The following is a 20,607-nucleotide window of genomic DNA, read 5'->3' as shown; positions in this document are numbered from 1 at the left end:
TACCAAGCGAAGCGTGCATTCACGGTAAATGGAAATCCTATAGACTTCCTGATTTTCATTATAGAGCACACGTTTCCACAACAGCAATAGCAACAAAATTTGCGAAAAGAGCCTTATGAAAAATATTTCGCACCAAGAACTGGTTGGCGACCAGGCGAAAGAAAACCGGCGGCAAGGCGAGGCGAAAAATGCGTTTGCCCTGCTTCTGCGCTACCAGCTTTACTTGTTCATGGCACTGGGAGCTGCCTGTATTTTCTTTTCCAACATGGTCTGGAACACGGGTGTCGCCCCTTACATTACGGCGCAGGGCATGCCGCTGTCGGCCTTCAGTTGGCTGTGGACGATCAACGGCATCATCATTTTTGCGGGTCAGCCCATCACGTCCTGGATCAAGCGCATCCTGCAGCAAAACTTGTCCGCGCAGTTGGTGGCAAGCGCGGTGGCATACGCTCTCGGGTTCGGCTTCATGCTCATGTATCACGGCAGCTACTTTGCTTTTATCGCCGGCATGATCATTACCACTTTTGGCGAAATGCTGATCTCTCCGACCATCCCGACTTTCATTACGGAAAAGACGGGGGAAAACGCTCCCTTTTACCTGGGAGTCGTCGGGGCGATTACCGCTGTGGGGCGCTTGCTCGGCCCGCTGGCGATGGGCTATATGTACGACCACGGTGGCGTGCAGCCCACGTTGCTTTTGGCCTCTCTCGTTTCGCTTGCTTCCGTCTTCCTCTGTTTGCTCCATGCGTATGTCCAGCGCGAAAAACGAGTCTCGGCGACAAAAGCCAGTTGATTCGTTTACACATAAACAAGCCGCCTGCTTCCAGCTTGGAAAAAGGCGGCTTGTTTGCTATCCAGACCGTTCTCGATTGTCGCTTTCTTCGTAAACCCGGCTACCTCACTGGCGGGCATGTCAACGATTTGCCGTTGTCCTTCGCAGAAAGGCTCATGATGTACGGCACAGCTACACGGCTCCACTCTTGTGCGGATGGGGCTGCCGCCATTTCTTGCGGCGAACACGCTTGCAGCATGGACGTACCGACGCTTCCTCCCGGGTCAAGCGCGACTGCCGCCATCCCCTTCGGCAATTCTTGCGCCAGCGATTGGGTCAGCCCTTCGACTGCGAATTTGGATGCACAATACGGTGCTACATACGCTTCCCCGACTCGCCCCCAGTACGAGCTGATGTTTACAATCACTCTGCCCTCCGGATTGGGTACCATTTTCGGCAAAAAAGCGCGACAGACGTAAAACACGCCGTTTACATTGACATTCATGACTGTCGTAAATTCCTCTGGCGACAGCTCCATCAGCAGGCTATTGCGATTGATCAGGGAGGCGTTGTTGAGGAGAAGATCCGGTACGCCAAGCTTGCTGCACACTTCCTCTGCCCAGCTTTCCACCCGCTTCCCGTCGGAAACGTCGATCATCGAAAAATGATGCCTTTTTCCAAACTCGCGATTCAAGTTCCACACTTCTGCCATCGAGCGGCCGCATCCCGCGACGACCCAGCCCGCTTCATGAAACCGCTCCACCATCGCCCTGCCCAATCCCCGGGTCGCCCCTGTAATGACCACCAGCTTGCTTGCAGACACAACAATCACCGCCTTTTATAAACTTATTATATATAATAGTATAGTAAAAGGCGAAAAGGAATCCCCTTCCAGCAAATCAAATCCAGAAGAGGTTCCTTCTCTTTACGGCTCAATCAAAATGGCAATTCGGGTAGCTGATACCATTCGCCAGACATCCATTCGCGGGCTTTCCAGCGCAGGACATCCGGCCGCACGAGTGGCATGATTTGTTGGAAAAGCTCCACGCGTTCGATATCGGTCATCGGCACAAAAGCGTCTGCCGCGGCCAAATCCGCCTCCAGCTCGTCCATTTTGCTCACGCCCAAGATCGCTGTTGCGACAGGCAAACTCCATGTATAGCGCAGCGCCTGCTCCGTCCACGGAGCCAGCTTGCCCAGCCCCATCACCTTCATCCCGATGACGGCCACGCCTTTTTCGACTGCTTGCGGCACGAAATCATGGGCAAAGCTGTAGATGAAGTGATCCAGAGCAGACAAAGCCACGAGCGCACTGTCAAAAGGAAAACGGCGAATCGCTTCTGCCAGCAAGCGCGGGTCGGTATGTCCGCTAATGCTGATTTTGCGGATCAGTCCCTGCTCTTTGGCTTCCAGCAGAGCTTCCAGAGCGCCGCCTTTGGCAAAAATCGCTTCCAGATCGTGCGGCTGCATGATGTTGTGCATGCGCCACTCGTCGACGTAGTCCGTCTGGAGCCGCTTCAAGCTGCCCTCCAAATCTTTCAAAGCCAAATCGCGGGTGCGTCCTCCCGTCTTGGTCGCGATCCACACGCGGTCGCGCAAGCCTGTTAACCCCAAGCCCACCCGGGTCTCCGACTGCCCGTCGCTGTAGCTCGGAGCTGTATCGAAGTAGTTGACGCCCGCTTCTACTGCGCGGCGAATAATCGCGATTGCCTGCTCTTCGCTGCAATCGTGCTCGTCCACGATCCGCTGCGCACCGAATCCGAGCAAGGAAACTTGATGGGGATCTCGTCCAAATGATCGGGTCTGCATGCTGGTGGTTGCTCCTTTCGGATGTAAAACAAGACGCCCGATTCCGAGCGCCTTGTCATGGTCGTTGTTGTTTATTTGTATGTCTCGTAAGCTGTGGTCAGCAGGTTGGAGATGGTTTGCAGGTCGTTGTTCTCGATCTGATGACGCTCGATCATCGTCATGATTTTGCCGTCCTTCATGATCGCAAAAGACGGAGACGACGGCGCGTAGCCTTCGAAATACTCGCGGGCTTTTGCCGTAGCTTCTTTATCCTGGCCTGCGAATACAGTATAGATGTTGTCTGGCTTGGTGGAATGGCCCAAGGAATGAACCACTGCCGGACGAGCGAGTCCTGCTGCGCAGCCGCATACGGAGTTAACGACTACGAGAGTCAAACCTTTTGCATTCGGCAATGTTTGCTCGACTTCCTCTGCCGTGCGCAGCTCTTGAAATCCGTTGCGGGTCAATTCATCGCGCATCGGTTGAATCACTTGGCTCATATACGCTTCATAAGACATCATGGGGCAACCTCTCCTTTGTATCACGTTTCCATTTACGTATTATTATAACCTGATCGAGCCCTCGCGAGAACGCAGAAGTGCTTTCGTTCTACACTTCCATCAAAATGGTGAGGATCATCGGATTGCGTCCGGTCTTTTCATAAATAAACGGCTTGATTACTTCATTGATCTGGGATTTCAGCTCAGACCATTCCTTGATCTTCTTGTCGAGCGCTTCCTGCAGGCGCTGGCGAACCAGAAGCGTCGCTTCCTGAATGAGCGACTCAGAACCGCGCACATAGACAAAACCGCGGCTGACGATGTCTGGTCCCGTAAGAATCTTGAAGTTTTTCATATCGAGGCTGACGACGACGACCATCAGGCCATCTTCCGCCAAATGCTTGCGGTCGCGCAGAACGATGTTGCCTACGTCTCCGATGCCGCTGCCGTCGATCAGCACGATTCCGGCGTGCACCTTGCTGAGCCATGCCTTTTCACGGTTGCAGTTCAGCACTTCCCCGTTGTCCATGAGGAAAATGTTGCTCTCGTCAATTCCTACTTGCTGCGCCAGCTTGGAGTGCGTCTTCAGCATCCGGTATTCACCGTGAATCGGAATGAAGTATTTCGGACGAATGAAGTTGAGCATGAGTTTCAGTTCTTCGCTGCTTCCGTGTCCAGACGCGTGAATGTCAAACACGTGACTGAGCACGACGTTTGCGCCTGCCCGGTACAGCTTGTCTATCGTCCGGCTGACATTGATCGTGTTGCCCGGAATCGGCGAAGCAGAGATGATCACCGTATCTTCCGGATAGATCGACACAGTGCGGTGCGATCCGGAAGCAATCCGGGTCAGCGCCGCCATCGGCTCGCCTTGACTTCCCGTGCAAATAATCAGCACTTGATTGTCTGCGTAGTTGTCAATGTGCTTGATATCAATCAGCATACCCTCAGGCATCTGGATGTAGCCCAGTTCTTGTCCAATCAGGAACACTTTTTCCATGCTACGGCCGATGACCGCGACTTTGCGGTTGCACTGTTCAGCGGCATCTACCACTTGCTGCAGACGATGCACGTTGGACGCGAATGTAGCCAGGATGATGCGACCGCGCGCTTTGCGCACCACATCGAGAATCCCCTCGCCAACTGTGCGCTCTGACATGGTGAAGCCGTAGCGCTCGCTGTTCGTACTATCGGAAAGCAAAGCCAAAACGTCGCCACTCGCGCCGAGTTTGGCAATTTTGCCGTACTCTGTGGTCTGTCCGACTGGAGTCATATCAAATTTGAAGTCGCCTGTATGGATAACCATGCCTTCAGGCGTGTGGAGCACAACCCCGAGCGAATCCGGGATGCTGTGATTCGTACGGAAGAAAGTCGCTTTCAGTAGATTGAACGGAATTTCCGTATCTTCCGAGATCGGAATCATCTTCACGTCATTTTGCATGCGATGCTCTTCCAGCTTCGCCTTGACCAAGCCCAGGGTCAGACGACCACCGTATATCGGCACGTTAATTTGTTTGAAAATATAAGGAATCGCTCCGATGTGATCCTCATGTCCGTGCGTTAACAAAAGTGCTTTAATCTTGTGCTGGTTGTCCACCAAATAGGAAATATCGGGGATGACCAGATCGATACCGAACATTTCATTTTCGGGGAACTTCACCCCGCAGTCAATGATGATAATTTCATCCTCATACTCGACGCAATACATATTTTTTCCGATCTCGCCGAGGCCGCCCATTGCGAAAATCTTAACGTCGCTCAAACTCTTTCCTCCTAACTTCATCGTGCATGATTTTGGGAACCCGAACCAAGCATGCCATTCTTATTGTAACACAACGCGAGGCGTTCGTTTCATCCTGTCTTGTTAATTCCACACATTCATCTTCGGTCAATATTAGAAAACTGATACGCGGTATCTCCAACTCGAGCAAAAGCTGGGCATCAAGCGACTGCTCCGGCCGCAAGCCCCCTTTTGCACGTGTAAGGATTTTCTACGAATGACCGCTTCAAAAAGACTTCAGACTACATGGCAAGCCCGTTTTCCAACACGAAAAAGGAGAGCCTCCGCCATGCATTCTTCCATGAACATGTTCCTCACGCGCAGCTTTCTCGCTACACTGGCCGCAAGTTTGCTGCTGTTCTTTTTCCAGTATGCCCCAGCAAATGCCCAGCCGCCATATGCCAAATGGGGCAGATTGGCGATGCAGGAAACGATGCAAAAATATCCGCACGCGCAAATCGTAGACTATTTGCATGTCGGGCGCATAGCAAAAACGCCCACCACGTCAGAGGAGACGTTCAAGCTCTTGCTCCAGCAGGGCAATCGCAGGTGGGCGCTTCTTGTGCATATTGAATTTGAAAACCAAACGGAACGAGTCGTGAACATCACGTACGAAGAAACCGTCTGAGTCTAGTCAGCGAGCTGTTCCATTTCTTTCATCATTTGCTCCATGTCCATGTCCGCCGCCATGCCGTAAGCACGGCGCATGTTGCCGTCACCGTCGACGAGGAACATGCGTGCGGTGTGGGCAAAAGAACCGTCAGGCTGCTTCAGTACCGCGATCCCGAAGTCTTTCGTTACTTTTTCCACCGCCTGGGCATCTCCGCGCAAAAACTTCCAGCCGCTTTGATCAGCCTTGAACTTCGCTGCATACTGCTGCAAAACCTCAGCCGTATCAAAGTCGGGGTCGAAGGTGATCGAGACAAACTCAACCTTGTTGCCGAACAGCTTTTTCTCCTTCAACTGATCCTGAAGCTTGGACATGTTGTACGTCGTTGCCGGGCAAATATCAGGGCAATTGGTAAACATGAACTCGACAAGGCGCACCTTGCCTTTGCCTTGCGAGAACGTATAGGAAGTTCCGTCACTGTTGTCCAACGAAAAGTCCGCGATCGGCTTCATCACCGGAATCGGATCTTTTGCCAAGTATTTGTAGCCGAACACACCTACAATCGCAAGGATAATCAAGCCTGCCAGCACCGTAAACCAATGGCGCTGCAACGCTGACCCTTGTTGCTGTGCTCCTTCACTCACGATTTCCTGCCTCCCCTGCACATCTCATGCGCCATCCCGCTTTGCTTGCAGCGGCGAGCAGCGCACATTTTCTCTGTCTTTCTAGACTTCTTTTTCCCCAGGCCATGCCAGCATTCCGCCTACCATATTGGCAGCGTCAAAGCCAAGCTCACACAAATATTCAGTTGCCCGGTGGCTGCGTGCGCCGCTTCGGCACACCATGATGACCGGAATGTCTTTGTCCAGCTCGTCGGTGCGATGCGGCAAAAAGCCGAGCGGAATCAGCTTGGCCTCTTTGATATGGCCTTCGTTCCACTCCTCCACCTCGCGTACATCAATCACCTGAAGCTGTTCTTTTGCCGCGAGCTTTTCCAGCAGCTCTTGTGGTGTAATTTCCTTCACGCCATGGCTCATCGCGTTTTTTCCTCCTATATGTACAATCGTTTAGTCGTTTTCTGCCATTTCCATCATATCATAGGCCCCAGGCGTTTTCTAACGGCGGGAGCTGCGAAAGCGCCGAGATATAGGGGCAATTTTGTGACAGCAAGGCTCGGTTGCTTGCAAGTTCAAAGAATTTACAAAAATGACCATAAAATTATAAAATTACAAGTAAAAAACCATGTCTGCCAGTTCATGAAAAAGAACGCTGATAATTGATGAAGCTTAGCGTGAGGGGGAGTTATTTCTATGATGTATGTCCTTGGAATTTTGGCTGTTTGCACTCTGGCTGCGGTCCTCTTGTATGCCAAAAAAGGAAAACAATCTCGTAAGGCAACTCATTTGGTTTCAGATGAAGGAAACCCTCATACAAACCATGTAAACAGAGCTTACCAGACAGGCTCTCTGGATCTTATGGGCAACAGCATGAACGGGTAAATCTTTAAAATCCACAAAATCCACCCCGATAACTTAATCATTTGATGTTGACAGCGAAGTATGGTTTTTCATACAATTATGACAACAACTGAAAGCTACATTTTCATCAAGAGCGGTGGAGGGACAGGCCCTATGAAACCCGGCAACCAGCAAGCGAGTCTTGCGCGGTGCTAATTCCTGCAGAATCCATAGATTCTGAGAGATGAACGCACACCCGTGCATAGCCGGAGCCTTCTTCTACTCAGGAGAACGCTCCGTTTTTTTATTTCCTTACCCCCATATAAAAAGGAGAGATGATCATGTCTGACCAACAACAATGGAAACCGGAAACGCTCGCCGTACACGGCGGACAGGAGGTAGACCCGGTAACAGGCTCGCGCGCGGTTCCGATCTACCAAACGACTTCCTACGTCTTCCGTGACACGGAGCATGCTGCCAACCTGTTTGCTTTGAAAGAGTTTGGCAACATCTACACGCGCATCATGAATCCGACCCAAGACGCATTTGAAAAGCGCGTCGCTCTGCTCGAAGGCGGCGTAGGTGCGCTGGCAACCTCTTCCGGTCAGGCAGCCATCACCTTCTCGATTTTGAATATTGCGCAAGCGGGCGACGAGATTGTCGCATCCAGCAGCTTGTATGGCGGGACGTACAACCTTTTTGCCCATACGCTGCCACGCCTGGGCATCAAAGTACACTTTGTGGATCAGTCCAATCCGGACAACTTCCGCGCGTTCATCAACGATAATACCAAGGCGCTCTTTTGCGAGACGATCGGCAACCCTCGCATCGACGTGGCCGACTTGCAGGCAATTGCGGACATCGCGCACGAAAACGGCGTGCCGCTGATTGTCGACAATACATTCGCTTCGCCAATCCTGACCCGTCCGTTCGAGCACGGAGCTGACATCGTCGTTCACTCCACGACCAAATTCATCGGCGGACACGGCACGGCGATTGGCGGCATTATCGTAGATTCCGGCAAATTCGACTGGAACAACGGCAAATTCCCTGGTCTGACGACGCCAGACCCAAGCTATCACGGAGTCGTTTATACAGAAGCAGTCGGCCCGCTCGCCTACATCATCAAAGCGCGCGTGCAACTGCAACGCGATATCGGCGCTGCCGTAGCTCCTATCAACTCTTTCCTGTTCCTGCAAGGTCTGGAGACACTCCACCTGCGCATGGAGCGCCACAGCCAAAACGCACTCGCGGTAGCGAAATTCCTCGCCGAGCATCCGGCAGTGGAATGGGTCAGCTACCCAGGTCTTGAAGGCGACGCCAACTACGCACTCGCGCAAAAATATTTGCCAAAAGGCGCTGGCGCCATCCTCACCTTCGGCATCCGCGGCGGCGTGCAAGCAGGCAAAACATTGATCGAATCCGTAAAGCTCTTCTCTCATTTGGCAAACGTAGGCGACTCCAAGTCGCTCGTTATCCATCCGGCGAGCACGACGCACCAGCAAATGAACGAAGCGGAGCAATTAACGGCAGGAGTAACTCCCGGATTGATCCGTCTGTCTGTCGGAACAGAGGCGATCGAAGACATCATCGGCGATTTGAAGCAAGCTTTGGAAGCAGCTGTTGCCGTGAGCAAGGTATAGGTTTTCCTACAACACCATACCTTTTCATTCAAGCGAAAACGAAAAAACCACTCTCGTCAGGGAAGTGGTTTTTTCGTTTTTTTGTGTCTTTCACTGGATAGTCTCAACTAAATCAGCAGAGAAAAAAGAACAGATGCGAAAATCATTGAACTATTCATTCTAAATAACTTGAATTAACAGTTCGAATATTTTAGAATTTGATCTATGAAAAAAATGGGAAAAGGGTGATCCGCTTTGAAAATATGGAACATCGGCAGTGCACGCACCACCTACCAGCTCGACTTCGCTTGCTCACCGCTTTTTGAAGCCGCACTCGGAATCGCCGTCGCCACTTACGATCAAATTCACCACACGCTGGAGCATCCGCCTGAGCACTGGAGCAGCATGCTGAGCGCGCTTCCGCAATCCGTCCAGCTTGAAGTTGATTACGCCAAAAGGCACAACACTTGGAAGACGTTGCTGCAACTGCTCCACCACCAGCCTTTTGCCGATCTCGAATCGTTTTTGCATGTTGTCAGCGAGCTGTCGGCAGAAGAGTTGCGCTACCACGCCCTGCCTTTTTTGGGCCAGGAACGACAGCAAGCACGCGAAAATGCCGCGCAGGGCAGCGCAGCAGACGCCGAGCTTTTGCAGGCAGCATGCCGGGACCACCTCTTTTTCGCAGCGTATATTGCCCATATCACCTCTGTCGACGCAAATGAACTGCGCCAGCATCTGCTCACCTTGATGGAAGGCTGGTATCAGACACACATCAAGCCGCAAGAAGCCAGCATCCGGCGTATGTTGGAAAAGGATTCGTCGCAAAAGCGCGCAATGCAGGACAAGCTCGATCCTGAGGCACTGGTGGAGTGGGCAACCGGAGCAAGCTATCCCCCTGAGCCTGCGGTCACTCGTGTGCTGCTAATCCCCCAAGCGATTTATCGGCCCTGGACGGTGCAGGCCGATGACGCGGGCACGAAAATTTTTTACTACCCGGTCGCCGATGAAAACATGAGCGAGCACATCGACCCGTACCAGCCGCCGCAGGCTCTGGTGCAAAGCTTCAAGGCGCTCGGAGACGAGCAGCGGCTCCGCATGGTCAAAATGCTGGCGGAAAAAGAGCTGAGCTTGCAGGAATTGACCGACGTCCTGCAAATGGCAAAATCGACGGTTCATCACCATTTGTCCATGCTTCGTGCCGCGCGTCTGGTAGAAGCGTCCGGCTCCCGGTTTCGCCTGCGCAGCCAGTCCGTATCCCAGCTTTCCCTCCTGCTCGATCAGTTTCTGGAAAGGGGATTTTGATGATTCCGCTCTGGAAAAACCGTTCCTACACCTGTATTTTGCTCGGTCAGCTGATCTCCGAGTTTGGCGCATCGCTTTCGACGCTGGCAAACAGCTGGCTGCTCTACCAAATCACCGGCTCCCAGACCGCTGTCGGACAAATGTGGCTACTCTACTTTTTGCCTTCGCTGCTGGTGCAGCTTGTGGCTGGCCCTTATCTTGACCGCTTTGACAAAAAGCGCGTCATGCTCTTTTCCCAGTGGATGCGCTGTGCTGCTTTCGGCTGTGCTTTTTTGGCGATTTCCTATGCGCCTGACGCTCTTTGGCCGCTCTATCTGACATCGCTGATCAACGGTCTTGTTCAACCTCTGTACGTGCCAGCGAGCCAATCGCTGCTCCCGACCCTCGTCAAACAAGAATCGCTGCTGCAAGCCAACTCTTATCTGGACAGTGCCATGCGCATCGCGATGATTGCAGGCCCGCCGCTGGGCGGGATTCTCGTCGCGAGCATCGGCGGCACACATGTGCTGGGCCTGGTCGCCATCGGGTATGCCGTCAGCGGAGTTTTTCTGCTTTTGTGCGAAAAGACTTCGGTCCCTCCTGCCAAAACAGCAGAATCATGGCTTTTCATGTTCAAGGCAGGGCTGTCCGTCTTTCGGGAAAAACCGTTTCTCTTCTATTTGAGCCTGTACTCCGCACTTGTGCAGTTCGCGGTCGGTGTGACTCTGGTGCTCAATCTGCCGTTTGTGGCGGGCGAGCTGCACGGAACGGCTCTGCATGCGGGATTGTTTTTGGCAGGCTATCCGTTAGGCTACCTCATCGGAACTTTTCTGGTGCCCAAGCTGTTTAATCATCTGGAGCCCTCTTTAGTCATGCTCGTCTCCTTGGTGGCAGGCGGGTTGAGCTTTGTCGCTCTAGGCTTCACTCCGTTCATCGAGCTGGCAATCGCCATCGAGCTGTTGGCGGGGGTTACTGCCCCCTTTTTTCAACTGCACAGCACGCGACTCTATCAACTGCACGTCCCAGCCGGGATGATGGGACGCGTATTCTCAGTGCGTCTGCTGATCGTTCGCACTACAATGCCTATAGGGATCTGGCTGGGAGGAACGCTCAGCGACAGCGTCGGCATTCGCCCGCTCTATTTCGCGATCGGTGCGCTGATCGTGGCCGCTTCCGTCGGCGGGATTGCTTTGCAAAAATTTGTAAAATATAGGATATTCCATGTATAATAAAATGCGTGGAAATGACATCACCCCATACCCTATCTACATAAAGGAGAAATCTCATGACTCATCCTGCTCTGGATAGCCTGCTTGCCACCGTAAACCGAGTAATCGTGGGAAAAGAAGATCAGGTCCGCCTGCTGGTAACAGCTCTTTTGGCGCGTGGACATGTGTTGCTGGAGGACTTGCCTGGCATGGGCAAAACTGTACTCGCCAAAACTTTGGCCCAAGCGATCGGCGGAACGTACAACCGCCTCCAGTTTACTGCCGATCTGCTCCCGTCCGATGTAGTAGGTTTGCATGTTTTCAATCAGCGCACGAGCGAGTTTGAACTGCGCAAAGGGCCTGTTTTCGCTGACGTGCTGCTCGCTGATGAAATCAATCGCGCGACCCCGCGGACCCAATCCGGCTTGCTGGAATGCATGGAAGAACGCCAGGTAACGATTGAAGGCGTTACATTGGCACTGCCTTCGACCATGCTGGTAATCGCCACCCAGAACCCGATTGAATCAGAAGGCACTTATCCATTGCCAGAGGCTCAGCTGGACCGCTTCCTGTTCCGGTTGTCGCTTGGCTACGGCACACGCGAAGACGCCAAGGAGATTTTGCGCAGATTTCGCAGCAGCTCTCCTCTGGAGACGATTCAGCCCGTAATAACGGTGGAAAAGATTGCTGCCCTGCAAAAAGAAGTCGCCGCTGTCCACGTCAGCCAGGCGGTAGAAGACTATGTCATCGATTTGACCGAAGCTACCCGCAGCCATCGCTCTGTCGACGTCGGCATCAGCCCGCGCGCCATGCTTGCCCTGCTGCGCTCGGCACAGGCTTACGCTTTTGTATCCGGGCGCACTTACGTTTTGCCGGACGATGTCAAAGCCGTGTTCCCGAGCCTCGCTGCCCATCGAATCCGTCTGTCCATGGAAGCCGAGCTGCATGTGACAGAGCAGGAAGTGGTTATGCAAATCATGTCCAGCGTGCCGGCACCTGTTGAGGAAAGCGTGTAAGCCTGATGGATACGAAGCAAACCTTTCATGTGATCGGCTTTCTCCTCCTGCTTTTCGGACTTTTTTCGGGCAGCTGGTTTCTCTGGCTGCTTGGCGGATTTTTCTTTTTCATGCCTGCTGCCCAAGAGTGGTGGGCAAAATCGATAGTCAAATGGGTCAAGCTGGAGTGGACGAGCGACCAGACCCGCGTCATGCCTGGCACACCCGTGAACATCACCATTCGCCTGCACAACCGCTCCTGGCTTCCCCTGCCAGCTACGTGGCTGCGCTTTTCCTTGCCTGAGCATGTCACGGTGGACGGTGGAAACGAAGTCAAAACAAGCAATCAGCGCACCATCGTGCGACTGCGCTTTGATTTGCCCATCCGCCAGAGCGCAGCCAGAACGTTGACGCTGACCCCGCACAAGCGCGGTACGGTCTGGCTGACGGAAATTCAGTCAGAGACGATGCCGCTATTCGCAGACGAAGTAACTTTCCTGCCGATGCCGTTGTCTTTCTCCATGCTGGTTTACCCGTTGCCGCTGCCGCTTCCTCCGCTCGTCCTGGAAGAGACGCAGCCAGACGGCAGCAAGCTTTCGCGCCAGCGTCAGCATGAGGATGTCACCTTTTTGCGCGGAACACGGCCTTATATGCCAGGCGATCGGTTCAAGCATATTCATTGGAAAGCGACTGCGAAGACAGGCACGCTTGAAACAAGGCTTTTCGAACATACTGCCCATCCGAACTGGCGGATCATCGGCCACATTTTGCCGTCCTATGAACCGCTTGCGCAACGGCATAACGATGAAGCCAATGAACGCATCATTTCTTGCCTTGCCGCCTTGTCCATGCTTTGCCGCAAAAAGTCCATCGGCTTCGAGCTGTTCCTGACCGTCAAGCAGCGTGGACGCGAGCATTTTCACCTGCCTGCTGGCAGCGGTAAATCCCATCATTTGCACGTCATGACCCAACTGGCGCAATTGAACCATTACGTGACGACGCCTCTGCCCTCCCTGCTCCGCCGACTGGAAGAAAGCCCGGCAAAAGAAGCGGTGATTCTCGTAACCGCGCGTCCCGATGAGCTGCCTGTCGCCACCATGGAACAGCTGCTTCGCCGCGGTCACAAAATCGCCGTGCTGGATGTCTCGCAGGAACAGGTTGTATTCGCACGGCAAGAACTGGCACAAGCCAGGAAAAGGAGTGTGATGGCGCGGTGACCTTTTCTCTTCTAAGCCGCTGGACGCTCATTTTCTGGCTGGAGGCGCTGCTGATCGGTGGGGCACTGATGCTGTTGGGCTGGATTACGGCAAGTTTTGGTCAGCTGCTCTTCTTTTGCCTGGCCGCCTCCCTGCTGTTGCTCGCCGGAAGCTGGCTGTACCATCACGGTGGTCGGCACTCTCTTCTCCATCTGCTGCTCTATCCAGTCGTACTGGGGGTTGGCGTACTCAGCTATTACTTGTACGGCTCCTGGCTGATTGCGCTCGCTTTGACAGGCATTTTTTATTGGCGCGTGCAAACGGCAGTAGCCAATGGCCTTGGGCATAGCAGTATGCAACGCCGTTTCGTGCTGGCATTTATGGTCTGCCTGATTCAACTCGTCGTGGCCGCCTTGTACGGAACGATGGTTCATCCGGAAACGTTTACGCCTGCTCCGTACTTCGGCATGCTGGCCCTGGTTACGGGCAGCTACGTGTTGATTTCTCTCGCCGTTTTCCTGCTGCGGGAAGAGTCTCTGCCTGTCCGTCTGCCCGGCTCTTTGGGCGCTAAACTGGCTGCGCAGGTTGTCGGGACGCGGCTGGTGTTGACGGTTGGCTATATAGCGGCTGCCTCTGTCGTGCTCGGCCTTGTGGGATTTGTCTGGTCGTGGGTCAAAGGGCCGCTTGGCGCAGGGCTTTACATGCTCATCGAACCAGTCCTGCTCAAGCTTGCGGATTGGATCGGCGGCTTGTCGCAAGTGCTGAACAAAGACCAGCGTGTCCATAACGCCCTGGATGGTCAAGGTCAAAGCGAAAATCTCCCACTGGACCCGGTTCAGCAAGGTGAACCACTGTTTTCCGTGTTGGAGCCGTATTTGATTGCGCTCGTCATTCTCGCATCGCTCATTCTTTTGGGCTGGTACATGTGGAAGCGCCGCCGTCGCGCCGAACACACAGCGGCACCCGCAGACAATACGGATTACGCGGCAAATTTGTCTGCGCTTCCGCCGACTGTTGACGGTGACGCGGCAGCATGGGATGTCTCCCAATGGTTTAAAAAGCCGATTGGCCCGGAAGACGATCCCACTCGCTACGCCTACTATCAGTTTTTGCAAGCAATGGCGAAGCGCGGGGCCACCGTCCAGCCATATGAGACAACGCAGGAATTTTTCAAGCGATTGCAGTATCACCCGGTTATGACGGCACCAGCGCTGGAGCTGGCCGCCAAAATCACTGGTTTCTACGAACAGTATCGCTATCAGGAGCATTCGCTGTCGCCTGAGGAGCTTGCGGACATGCAGCAAGCTGTCCAGGCGCTGGCTGCCCACGCGGAAAATGACAGCCAGAGCCAGAACCCGAATCAGAGTCAGGCGCAAAACCAGTGACCAAACCAAAGAGCAACCACCCGCCATCGGCGTTCGTGGTTGCTTCTTTTTTTCTCTTGACATCCTCCCCTCTCTCCTCCATAATTTCCTCACTTTTGCCCGCTTCCAAATTGGATTCACCAAATAGTTAATCAAACGAAAAGGAGGGGGAACCATGCAAGATTTGCCGCTCTGGCTGCGCAAACACTTGTCGATTGCCTACGTGCCCGGCTTTGAGTTTTTTCTCAGCTTGCACGTCCTGGCAAGCCCCGATCACCACACGTCCCGGTTGGGCTGGGCACAGGAAACACTCCAGGCGCTTCCGGCATCGCTCGTCAAGCAACTGCATCAGTTCAGCAGCATGTCCAACCAGTTTCTTGACGCCATGGACTTTCTTGTACCGTGGGAAGAAGGCTATGAGCATTCCGTAGAGGCCAGTCTGGAGCGGGTGCAGGCGCTGGACGCGGCACAGTTTGTCCAATTGATGATGGGGCCTGTCTATCATCCCCGGCAAATACAAAAGTGGCTGCAAGGCTACACGGACGACGCATTCGAACAGCTTAAACCGGAGCATCGGGACTTGCTGCGGCATCCGTTGTCCGCCAAGCGCAGCTTTCTGGAATTTTGCTACGCCTATCTGCCGTTTTTTCGCGCAGAAGAAAGGCGCATTGAGCCGTGGCTGGTGCGCGCCGTTCATGAAGGCCAGGAGCAGATTGCCGCCGATCCGGTCGGTTTTTTGTCGCAGGTGCATCCCCGGCTGAAAGTACATGAGAAATTTTTGCAGTTTCACAAGGCACAAACGTATACATTCGCCTATTCCGAGCTGGCCCGCATCCATTTGCGCGTCTCCACGTTTGTCTCGCCGCATTTGCTGCTTGGCATATACGGGGAGCACATCTCGATAGGTTATTGCGTCGATGTGCCGGGGAACGCGGCCACCTCAGCGATTCCGGCAGATTTTACGCTGAAAATGAAAGTGTTCAGCGATCCGACGCGGACGGCTATTCTCAAGTCGCTGCTCGCTCACCCTTACTGCACGCAGCAGCTCGCCGACCTGCACGGCGTCAGCGAACCGGCGATCAACAAGCATCTGAAGCTTTTGGTAGACGCTGGCTTCGTCTGGAGCGAGCGGCGCGGTAGGTACGTGTTTTACCGCGGGATTACCTCCCGCCTGGAGCAGTTGGCTGTCGATCTGCACGAGTTCATCGACATGCCGACACCTGCGCTACCCATCTCTCCCCCGCAAAACGAAAGGAGGAATTGACTTGTTTCGAGTCGCCAAAGCAACCTTTGTCCGCAACACGCTTGTCATGCTCCGGGCTTATCCGTGGTCGTTTGTCATCGGCCATATTTTGTCTGGCGTGTACACGGTGCTGTTCGCCTACTTTGCCTATCATTATGTATTTGCCGGGCAGCTGGACAGCCGCTTCCAGCACTTGGCTGGCACAGCCGATTATTTGTCCTATGCGATTTTGGGCGGCGCTTTTTACGCTTTTGCCGTCTCCACCTTGATGAACGTAAGCCGTTCGCTCATTACCGAGCTGCGGGAAGGCACGCTGGAAGCGGTGCTGCTCACCCCTTCTTTGCGCCGAGGGTACTTTTTGGGCAATGTCGCCCAGCAAGTCATTCGCACGGTGTTTGAATTTTCCATCATCGTGCTGATCGGAGCGCTGTTCGGGCTGAATCTCGTTCATACACACCTGTGGAGCGCGATTGCCGTCTGGATTTTGTCTACAGGTGCGTTTTTCTGCCAGGCTCTCGTGCTCGGCTCGCTGATGCTGCGTTTTCGTGATACATACATCACGCAAAACACGCTGTTTGTCATCATGGCGTTCGTCTCTGGCGTCACGTTTCCCACTCCGTACTTGCCGGAATGGCTGCAGCCGCTCGGGGCGATCATGCCGCTGTCGCCTGCGCTGGACGCTTTTCGCCAATGCGTGATTCAGGGCAAGCCGCTGGTCGCTGTTGCTCCCCAACTGCTCCATATGGCCGTTTTGTCGCTTGCGTACCTCGTCATCGGCATGTGGGGCATGCGGCGAATGGAGAAGCGCGTCGTCGAATCGATATTTGCATAAAAGGAGGTCTTTTCCCGTGCTGATTGTGGAAAATGTGCGAAAAGTATATCACGTGAAGGAAAAAGGAAGCTGGCTTCGCCAACAATGGAAGGAAGTAGAGGCCGTATCGGATGTGTCGTTTCGGATGGTGCCCGGAAAAATCATCGGGCTGTTGGGAATCAACGGAGCGGGGAAAACCACGACGATCAAAATGTGCTCGACCTTGCTCACTCCTACCAGCGGAACGATTACGGTAGACGGGTATGACGCGGTCAAGGAGGATCGGTTCGTAAAAGCCAAAGTCAACATGATCGCAGGCGGCGAGCGGATGCTGTACTGGCGCTTGACCGGGCGGGAAAACTTGCACTATTTCGGCAGCCTGTACGGACTGCACGGCGGAGCGTTGCGCAGCAGAATCGATTCGCTGCTCTTGCAAGTCGGGCTGCTCGATGCCGCTGATACCCCGGTAGAGCGCTATTCCAAAGGCATGAAGCAACGGCTGCAAATCGCCCGCGGCCTGATTAACGATCCGAGCTATTTGTTTCTGGATGAGCCGACACTGGGGCTGGACGCTCCGATCGCCAGGAAATTGCGCAAGCATGTAAAAGAACTGGCTGTCGCGCACGGAAAAGCGATCCTGTTGACCAGTCACTACATTCACGAAGTCGAGGAACTGTGCGACGAGGTGTACATCATCGACAAAGGCAAGCTGGTCGCACATGACACCCCTGCGCAACTGACCCAATCGCTCAACCTGGAGACAGCTTTGCATGTCGTCATCCCGGCGCTTTCCGCTTCCCTTGATCTCGATTTGCAAAAGCTCGCCGTGCGCTACGGCGGCTCACGGGAAATTGCCGAAACAGATGAACACACATGGGAAGTGACCTTGCGCGGGCAAACCGATATGACCACGCCGCTGCTCTCGCTGTTAGCCGCCCATCAGTCGCCCGTCCTGCGCCTACATACCCAGCAGCCGTCCCTGGAGGATGTCATCCTGCACATGGCAGACAGGAGGGGCGCATGAAGCAGCTTACTGCGCTGTTGTGGGCGGAAATCCAGAAGGAGCATCGGCATTCTTTTCACAGCAAAATGGTGTACTTCAGCCTGCTGATCTGGCCCGCCATCATGTTCGTGACCGCGTACTATTCGTTTGCGCCGTTTCGCACAGGAGCCGATTCGCCGCTTGCCCGCTTCCTCTCTGCCGAGCAGCTCCCGCTGTTTTTATTGACCGGGTATCTCGGGTACATTTTTTTCTGGTGCCTGGTGCAATCCGCCTGGCAAATGAGCTTCGAGCGGCAGGCCGGGACGATGGAAATGATTTTTATCAGCCCGGTCAATCGGCTGGCTTTCCTGTACGGGCGTTCCCTCTCCTCGCTTGTCGAGGGCGTCTGGCTGTTCTTTTGCTTCACCCTGCTGGCGCTGCTGTTCGTCGGCGGGATGCATCCAAGCGGCTGGTGGGCGATCCCGCTCGCGTTTTTCGTCCTGCTTGTCTCAGCCATCGTCTGGGGCGGTTTTTTAAGCGTCCTCTTCCTGTTTTCCCGCGACGCGAGCTTCTTGTATACCGTCCTGGACGAACCGATGCTGATCTTCTCCGGCGTACGCCTTCCGCCGCTGGCTTTTCCGCTCTGGGCCAAAGCGATTTCGTTTTGCTTCCCGCTCACCTACGCTCTCCAGCTTGTGCGCGGCTTGTTGATGGAAGGCGCGCCTCTGTCCGCTTTGGCGCCTGAATTGGCGCTGTTGGCCAGCGTCTTGCTGCTGCTCGTGCTGGTGACGGTCGTGTTGCTGAAAAAGGCGGAAAAGCACATGAAAGAGACGGGCAACATGGTGATGTACTGAGTTTTGCGCACAAAAAAACCGCTTGATCCGAATGGGAGCAGGCGGTTTTCCGCTATGGCATGACCAAGCGGTACAACAAGCTTCGACCGCCGAGCCATTTTATTCAAATACAAATTAGACAATCATACCGGAAAAATAGTAAAATTTGGACAAGTACACAGATACGGCTCAATCTTGAGGGTGGTCGGCTCATCTCCCCACGTCACAAACGGAAGGGAGGTGGGATCGTGGCAATTACTCACGAAACGCTTTCGCTTATGCTCCAGTTTGGCGGCTTTGTTGTCGGACTGCTGAGCCTAGTCGTAGCAATCGTTGTTGCCTTGTCCAAACGAAATGACCGCCCTTAAGCTTTGACGTGGCTAAGGCGGTCATTTCGTCCGTTTTACAAGTCACTTGAGCCGATCCCCGTAAAGGGGCCGTCTTTGTACCACCGACATGGTGTTACCAGCACCGTGTCGGTTTCTTTTTTATCGTTCCCGGTTGCAGTTATCGATATAACGATAACTTTCTAGCTTCATAATAGCACCCTCTCCCATCCATTGACAACGGGAGAGGGTAAAAATGATGGATTAGTCCACCGTCAGCAGCTTTTCTACGAAGCCGCCGATTTCCAATTTGCGATCGACGAAGTGTACCTCCAGGATCCAGTCGCGCGGATGACCATTGTGATCAGGGTCTCTCATCGGTTTGTTGTTGTCCGGGTGAATGTAGTTGACGATGTCTTCCCCCTGAATTTTCTCGTGCGGAAATTCGCCGATGAGGTGTCCGGCGTGTGGCCCGCCAAACTCCCAGCCGTTCTCTTCAGCGACCTGGCACATGTAGTGAAACAACTCGCTGCTCGTAATATCCGGCTTGGATTCAAAGTAAGCCTTGCCCAAATCCCACGCTTTTTCGATATCGTCGCGCAGCTTGATTTTCATCGGGTCATTGCCGAGTACGTACGTCCGCCCCAGATCAGCTTCCCAGTCCTCAAAAATCGGTCCGAAATCGAGGAAAATAATATCCTCTGGAGTGACAATCAGGTCCGGCGGATTCTCCCTGTATGGATGGAGCGTGTTTTTTCCGGCGCGCACAATTCGCTTGTGCCAATACTTTTTGATCCCGAACATTTGAAAGGCAAGCTCGTAAATCTCTTGATTGATCTGTTTTTCCGACGCCCCGCTGCGAATGATTCCTGTTTCTTCGATTCGGGCAAACAATTGCTCTGCTTTTGTTTCTGCTTCACGCAAAGCCCGGTGTCTTTGCACCAATGCCTGATTCATCTTCCATTCCCCTCCTCATTTTAATACGTCCGAGCAGGCTTGTACGCTACGCTAAGTTCCTGAATTTTGGAAACAATCACACTCTCGACCTGGCTGTCCACCGCGATTTTTTCAGTCGCCAGCGGCACGAGCGGCTCGTACTCGCCAATCAGGACACTGTGCTGCGCCTGTTCGAAAAGCGGCAGATCGTTCATGTCATTGCCAAAGCAAATGAATGGTTCATCCTGCGGGGCAAACCGCTCCAGGGCAGCGAGCTTGTTGACACCCCGGCAGGTGAGATCGAGAATGTCCTCTGCGGAATGGTGGTGCATGGTGACGTCGAGTTCCTTCAGTCTTGCCGCCAGATCTTTCGTCCGGTCTGCCGATAAAATCAAGATTTTCAAAACGGCATCCAACTGATCGAAGTCGATGCGGCTAGCTTTGCGCCCACAGTCGATATTGCGCATGACCGGGTGAGCTTCTGTGCAGTTATGAGCGTAATCCCACTTGTCATCAATCAAAAACTGCGCTTGATGATCAGCCAGGATACGAATGATTTCTGTTGCCAACTGGCCGGGAATCGCCGTGTAGCTCTGCAACCGTCCCTGATGATAGGTCATGGCTCCATTCGCCCCGATCAGAAGATGGTTGGCAAACCGCTCATCCAAAACCGGCAGCATATCCCGGCACGGCCTGGCGGAAGCAAACCCTACGGTGTGGCCTTCCTGCTCCAGTTCAAGCAGACAATCCAGAATGCTCTTGGAGATAGGCTGCCCCTTGAAGCAGATCGTCCCATCCAAGTCGAAAATAAACCTCATCTGCTCCCTGTCCCCCTTTACTCTATCGCTTTCATATGTATCATCATAGAGTGCAAGAGGCCCTCTCTTGAAGGGACAGATTTCA

Annotated in this window: 21 protein-coding genes and 1 riboswitch; of the genes, 13 read left to right on the top strand and 8 right to left on the bottom strand. The window is 53.7% G+C overall.

Going from position 1 to position 20,607, the window contains the following annotated elements:
* The first annotated feature begins 115 nt into the window (after positions 1-115).
* On the top strand, positions 116-793 hold the full coding sequence (locus tag NST23_RS02680; RefSeq protein ID WP_254223459.1) for an MFS transporter: 678 nt from the start codon (positions 116-118) through the stop codon (positions 791-793).
* Positions 794-893: 100 nt separating this feature from the next.
* On the opposite strand, the gene NST23_RS02675 is transcribed toward NST23_RS02680, so the two are convergent.
* The 4 genes from NST23_RS02675 to rnjA all read right to left on the bottom strand — a co-directional run bounded on the left by NST23_RS02675 (position 894) and on the right by rnjA (position 4,843).
* Positions 894-1,595, bottom strand: a complete 702-nt coding sequence (locus NST23_RS02675; RefSeq protein WP_340963064.1) for an SDR family oxidoreductase — start codon at positions 1,593-1,595, stop codon at positions 894-896.
* A gap of 113 nt (positions 1,596-1,708) precedes the next feature.
* Positions 1,709-2,581 (bottom strand): aldo/keto reductase, encoded by an 873-nt coding sequence (locus NST23_RS02670; RefSeq protein WP_217023149.1) that lies wholly within the window; start codon positions 2,579-2,581, stop codon positions 1,709-1,711.
* Positions 2,582-2,652: 71 nt separating this feature from the next.
* Positions 2,653-3,081, bottom strand: coding sequence for a BrxA/BrxB family bacilliredoxin (locus NST23_RS02665; RefSeq protein WP_122966605.1), 429 nt, complete (start codon positions 3,079-3,081; stop codon positions 2,653-2,655).
* 88 nt (positions 3,082-3,169) lie between these two features.
* The gene (gene rnjA, locus NST23_RS02660) at positions 3,170-4,843 is read right to left on the bottom strand and encodes a ribonuclease J1 (RefSeq protein WP_217023151.1); all 1,674 of its coding nucleotides are present in this window, start codon (positions 4,841-4,843) and stop codon (positions 3,170-3,172) included.
* A 286-nt stretch (positions 4,844-5,129) separates the two neighbouring features.
* Here rnjA and NST23_RS02655 point away from each other — a divergent pair, with 286 nt between their 5' ends.
* A complete protein-coding gene (locus tag NST23_RS02655; RefSeq protein WP_122966607.1) occupies positions 5,130-5,468 on the top strand; it encodes a YqzG/YhdC family protein in 339 nt (112 codons plus the stop codon).
* Positions 5,469-5,470: 2 nt separating this feature from the next.
* On the opposite strand, the gene NST23_RS02650 is transcribed toward NST23_RS02655, so the two are convergent.
* Together NST23_RS02650 and NST23_RS02645 are read right to left on the bottom strand one after the other, a co-directional pair.
* Positions 5,471-6,094, bottom strand: a complete 624-nt coding sequence (locus tag NST23_RS02650) for an SCO family protein (protein WP_217023153.1) — start codon at positions 6,092-6,094, stop codon at positions 5,471-5,473.
* 81 nt (positions 6,095-6,175) lie between these two features.
* Positions 6,176-6,487 carry a rhodanese-like domain-containing protein gene (locus NST23_RS02645; protein ID WP_063229423.1) on the bottom strand — a complete coding sequence of 104 codons (312 nt, stop codon included), beginning with the start codon at positions 6,485-6,487 and terminating at the stop codon, positions 6,176-6,178.
* Positions 6,488-7,049: 562 nt separating this feature from the next.
* A riboswitch (SAM riboswitch) is annotated at positions 7,050-7,158 on the top strand.
* 90 nt (positions 7,159-7,248) lie between these two features.
* On the opposite strand from NST23_RS02645, the gene NST23_RS02640 reads away from it, so the two are divergent.
* From NST23_RS02640 to NST23_RS02590, 11 genes are all read left to right on the top strand, one after another.
* Positions 7,249-8,550 (top strand): homocysteine synthase, encoded by a 1,302-nt coding sequence (locus NST23_RS02640; RefSeq protein WP_173597988.1) that lies wholly within the window; start codon positions 7,249-7,251, stop codon positions 8,548-8,550.
* Positions 8,551-8,784: 234 nt separating this feature from the next.
* Positions 8,785-9,831, top strand: coding sequence for an ArsR/SmtB family transcription factor (locus NST23_RS02635; RefSeq protein ID WP_281869278.1), 1,047 nt, complete (start codon positions 8,785-8,787; stop codon positions 9,829-9,831).
* A complete protein-coding gene (locus NST23_RS02630; protein ID WP_173597986.1) occupies positions 9,831-11,039 on the top strand; it encodes an MFS transporter in 1,209 nt (402 codons plus the stop codon). Before NST23_RS02635 ends, NST23_RS02630 begins: the two co-directional genes overlap by 1 nt.
* Before the next feature lie 56 nt (positions 11,040-11,095).
* On the top strand, positions 11,096-12,034 hold the full coding sequence (locus NST23_RS02625; RefSeq protein ID WP_122966612.1) for an AAA family ATPase: 939 nt from the start codon (positions 11,096-11,098) through the stop codon (positions 12,032-12,034).
* 5 nt (positions 12,035-12,039) lie between these two features.
* Positions 12,040-13,230, top strand: a complete 1,191-nt coding sequence (locus tag NST23_RS02620) for a DUF58 domain-containing protein (protein WP_173597985.1) — start codon at positions 12,040-12,042, stop codon at positions 13,228-13,230.
* A complete protein-coding gene (locus NST23_RS02615; protein WP_217023159.1) occupies positions 13,227-14,594 on the top strand; it encodes a DUF4129 domain-containing protein in 1,368 nt (455 codons plus the stop codon). The genes NST23_RS02620 and NST23_RS02615 overlap by 4 nt, the downstream gene beginning before the upstream one ends.
* Positions 14,595-14,748: 154 nt before the next feature.
* Positions 14,749-15,837: an ArsR/SmtB family transcription factor gene (locus NST23_RS02610; RefSeq protein ID WP_217023165.1), complete on the top strand. Its 1,089-nt coding sequence runs from the start codon at positions 14,749-14,751 to the stop codon at positions 15,835-15,837.
* Position 15,838: 1 nt separating this feature from the next.
* The gene (locus tag NST23_RS02605) at positions 15,839-16,648 is read left to right on the top strand and encodes an ABC transporter permease (RefSeq protein WP_217023167.1); all 810 of its coding nucleotides are present in this window, start codon (positions 15,839-15,841) and stop codon (positions 16,646-16,648) included.
* A gap of 16 nt (positions 16,649-16,664) precedes the next feature.
* Entirely contained in the window at positions 16,665-17,651 is a 987-nt protein-coding gene (locus tag NST23_RS02600; protein WP_274874779.1) for an ABC transporter ATP-binding protein, read from the top strand.
* Positions 17,648-18,463: an ABC transporter permease gene (locus NST23_RS02595; protein WP_122966618.1), complete on the top strand. Its 816-nt coding sequence runs from the start codon at positions 17,648-17,650 to the stop codon at positions 18,461-18,463. Before NST23_RS02600 ends, NST23_RS02595 begins: the two co-directional genes overlap by 4 nt.
* A gap of 227 nt (positions 18,464-18,690) precedes the next feature.
* Positions 18,691-18,810 (top strand): putative holin-like toxin, encoded by a 120-nt coding sequence (locus NST23_RS02590; protein ID WP_208715247.1) that lies wholly within the window; start codon positions 18,691-18,693, stop codon positions 18,808-18,810.
* Positions 18,811-19,032: 222 nt separating this feature from the next.
* On the opposite strand, the gene NST23_RS02585 is transcribed toward NST23_RS02590, so the two are convergent.
* Both NST23_RS02585 and NST23_RS02580 read right to left on the bottom strand, forming a co-directional pair.
* Positions 19,033-19,725, bottom strand: a complete 693-nt coding sequence (locus NST23_RS02585) for a M24 family metallopeptidase (protein WP_122966620.1) — start codon at positions 19,723-19,725, stop codon at positions 19,033-19,035.
* Between the two features lie 20 nt (positions 19,726-19,745).
* Positions 19,746-20,522, bottom strand: coding sequence for an HAD-IIB family hydrolase (locus NST23_RS02580; RefSeq protein ID WP_274874777.1), 777 nt, complete (start codon positions 20,520-20,522; stop codon positions 19,746-19,748).
* Positions 20,523-20,607 lie beyond the last annotated feature (85 nt).

Origin of the sequence: Brevibacillus sp. FSL K6-0770, assembly GCF_038000275.1 — a bacterium.
In the GTDB taxonomy this organism is placed as follows: domain Bacteria; phylum Bacillota; class Bacilli; order Brevibacillales; family Brevibacillaceae; genus Brevibacillus; species Brevibacillus parabrevis.
The sequence above is the reverse complement of the archived record's forward strand: the minus strand, read 5'-3'. Positions and strand labels throughout refer to the sequence as shown.

Excerpts from the sequence above, each read along its gene's own strand:
- NST23_RS02585 (WP_122966620.1), bottom strand. The coding sequence starts at position 19,725 with ATGAATCAGGCATTGGTGCAAAGACACCGGGCTTTGCGTGAAGCAGAA.
- NST23_RS02595 (WP_122966618.1), top strand. The coding sequence starts at position 17,648 with ATGAAGCAGCTTACTGCGCTGTTGTGGGCGGAAATCCAGAAGGAGCAT.
- NST23_RS02655 (WP_122966607.1), top strand. The coding sequence starts at position 5,130 with ATGCATTCTTCCATGAACATGTTCCTCACGCGCAGCTTTCTCGCTACA.
- NST23_RS02625 (WP_122966612.1), top strand. The coding sequence starts at position 11,096 with ATGACTCATCCTGCTCTGGATAGCCTGCTTGCCACCGTAAACCGAGTA.
- NST23_RS02630 (WP_173597986.1), top strand. The coding sequence starts at position 9,831 with ATGATTCCGCTCTGGAAAAACCGTTCCTACACCTGTATTTTGCTCGGT.
- NST23_RS02640 (WP_173597988.1), top strand. The coding sequence starts at position 7,249 with ATGTCTGACCAACAACAATGGAAACCGGAAACGCTCGCCGTACACGGC.
- NST23_RS02645 (WP_063229423.1), bottom strand. The coding sequence starts at position 6,487 with ATGAGCCATGGCGTGAAGGAAATTACACCACAAGAGCTGCTGGAAAAG.
- NST23_RS02620 (WP_173597985.1), top strand. The coding sequence starts at position 12,040 with ATGGATACGAAGCAAACCTTTCATGTGATCGGCTTTCTCCTCCTGCTT.
- NST23_RS02580 (WP_274874777.1), bottom strand. The coding sequence starts at position 20,522 with ATGAGGTTTATTTTCGACTTGGATGGGACGATCTGCTTCAAGGGGCAG.
- NST23_RS02670 (WP_217023149.1), bottom strand. The coding sequence starts at position 2,581 with ATGCAGACCCGATCATTTGGACGAGATCCCCATCAAGTTTCCTTGCTC.
- NST23_RS02610 (WP_217023165.1), top strand. The coding sequence starts at position 14,749 with ATGCAAGATTTGCCGCTCTGGCTGCGCAAACACTTGTCGATTGCCTAC.
- NST23_RS02680 (WP_254223459.1), top strand. The coding sequence starts at position 116 with ATGAAAAATATTTCGCACCAAGAACTGGTTGGCGACCAGGCGAAAGAA.
- NST23_RS02665 (WP_122966605.1), bottom strand. The coding sequence starts at position 3,081 with ATGATGTCTTATGAAGCGTATATGAGCCAAGTGATTCAACCGATGCGC.
- rnjA (WP_217023151.1), bottom strand. The coding sequence starts at position 4,843 with ATGAAGTTAGGAGGAAAGAGTTTGAGCGACGTTAAGATTTTCGCAATG.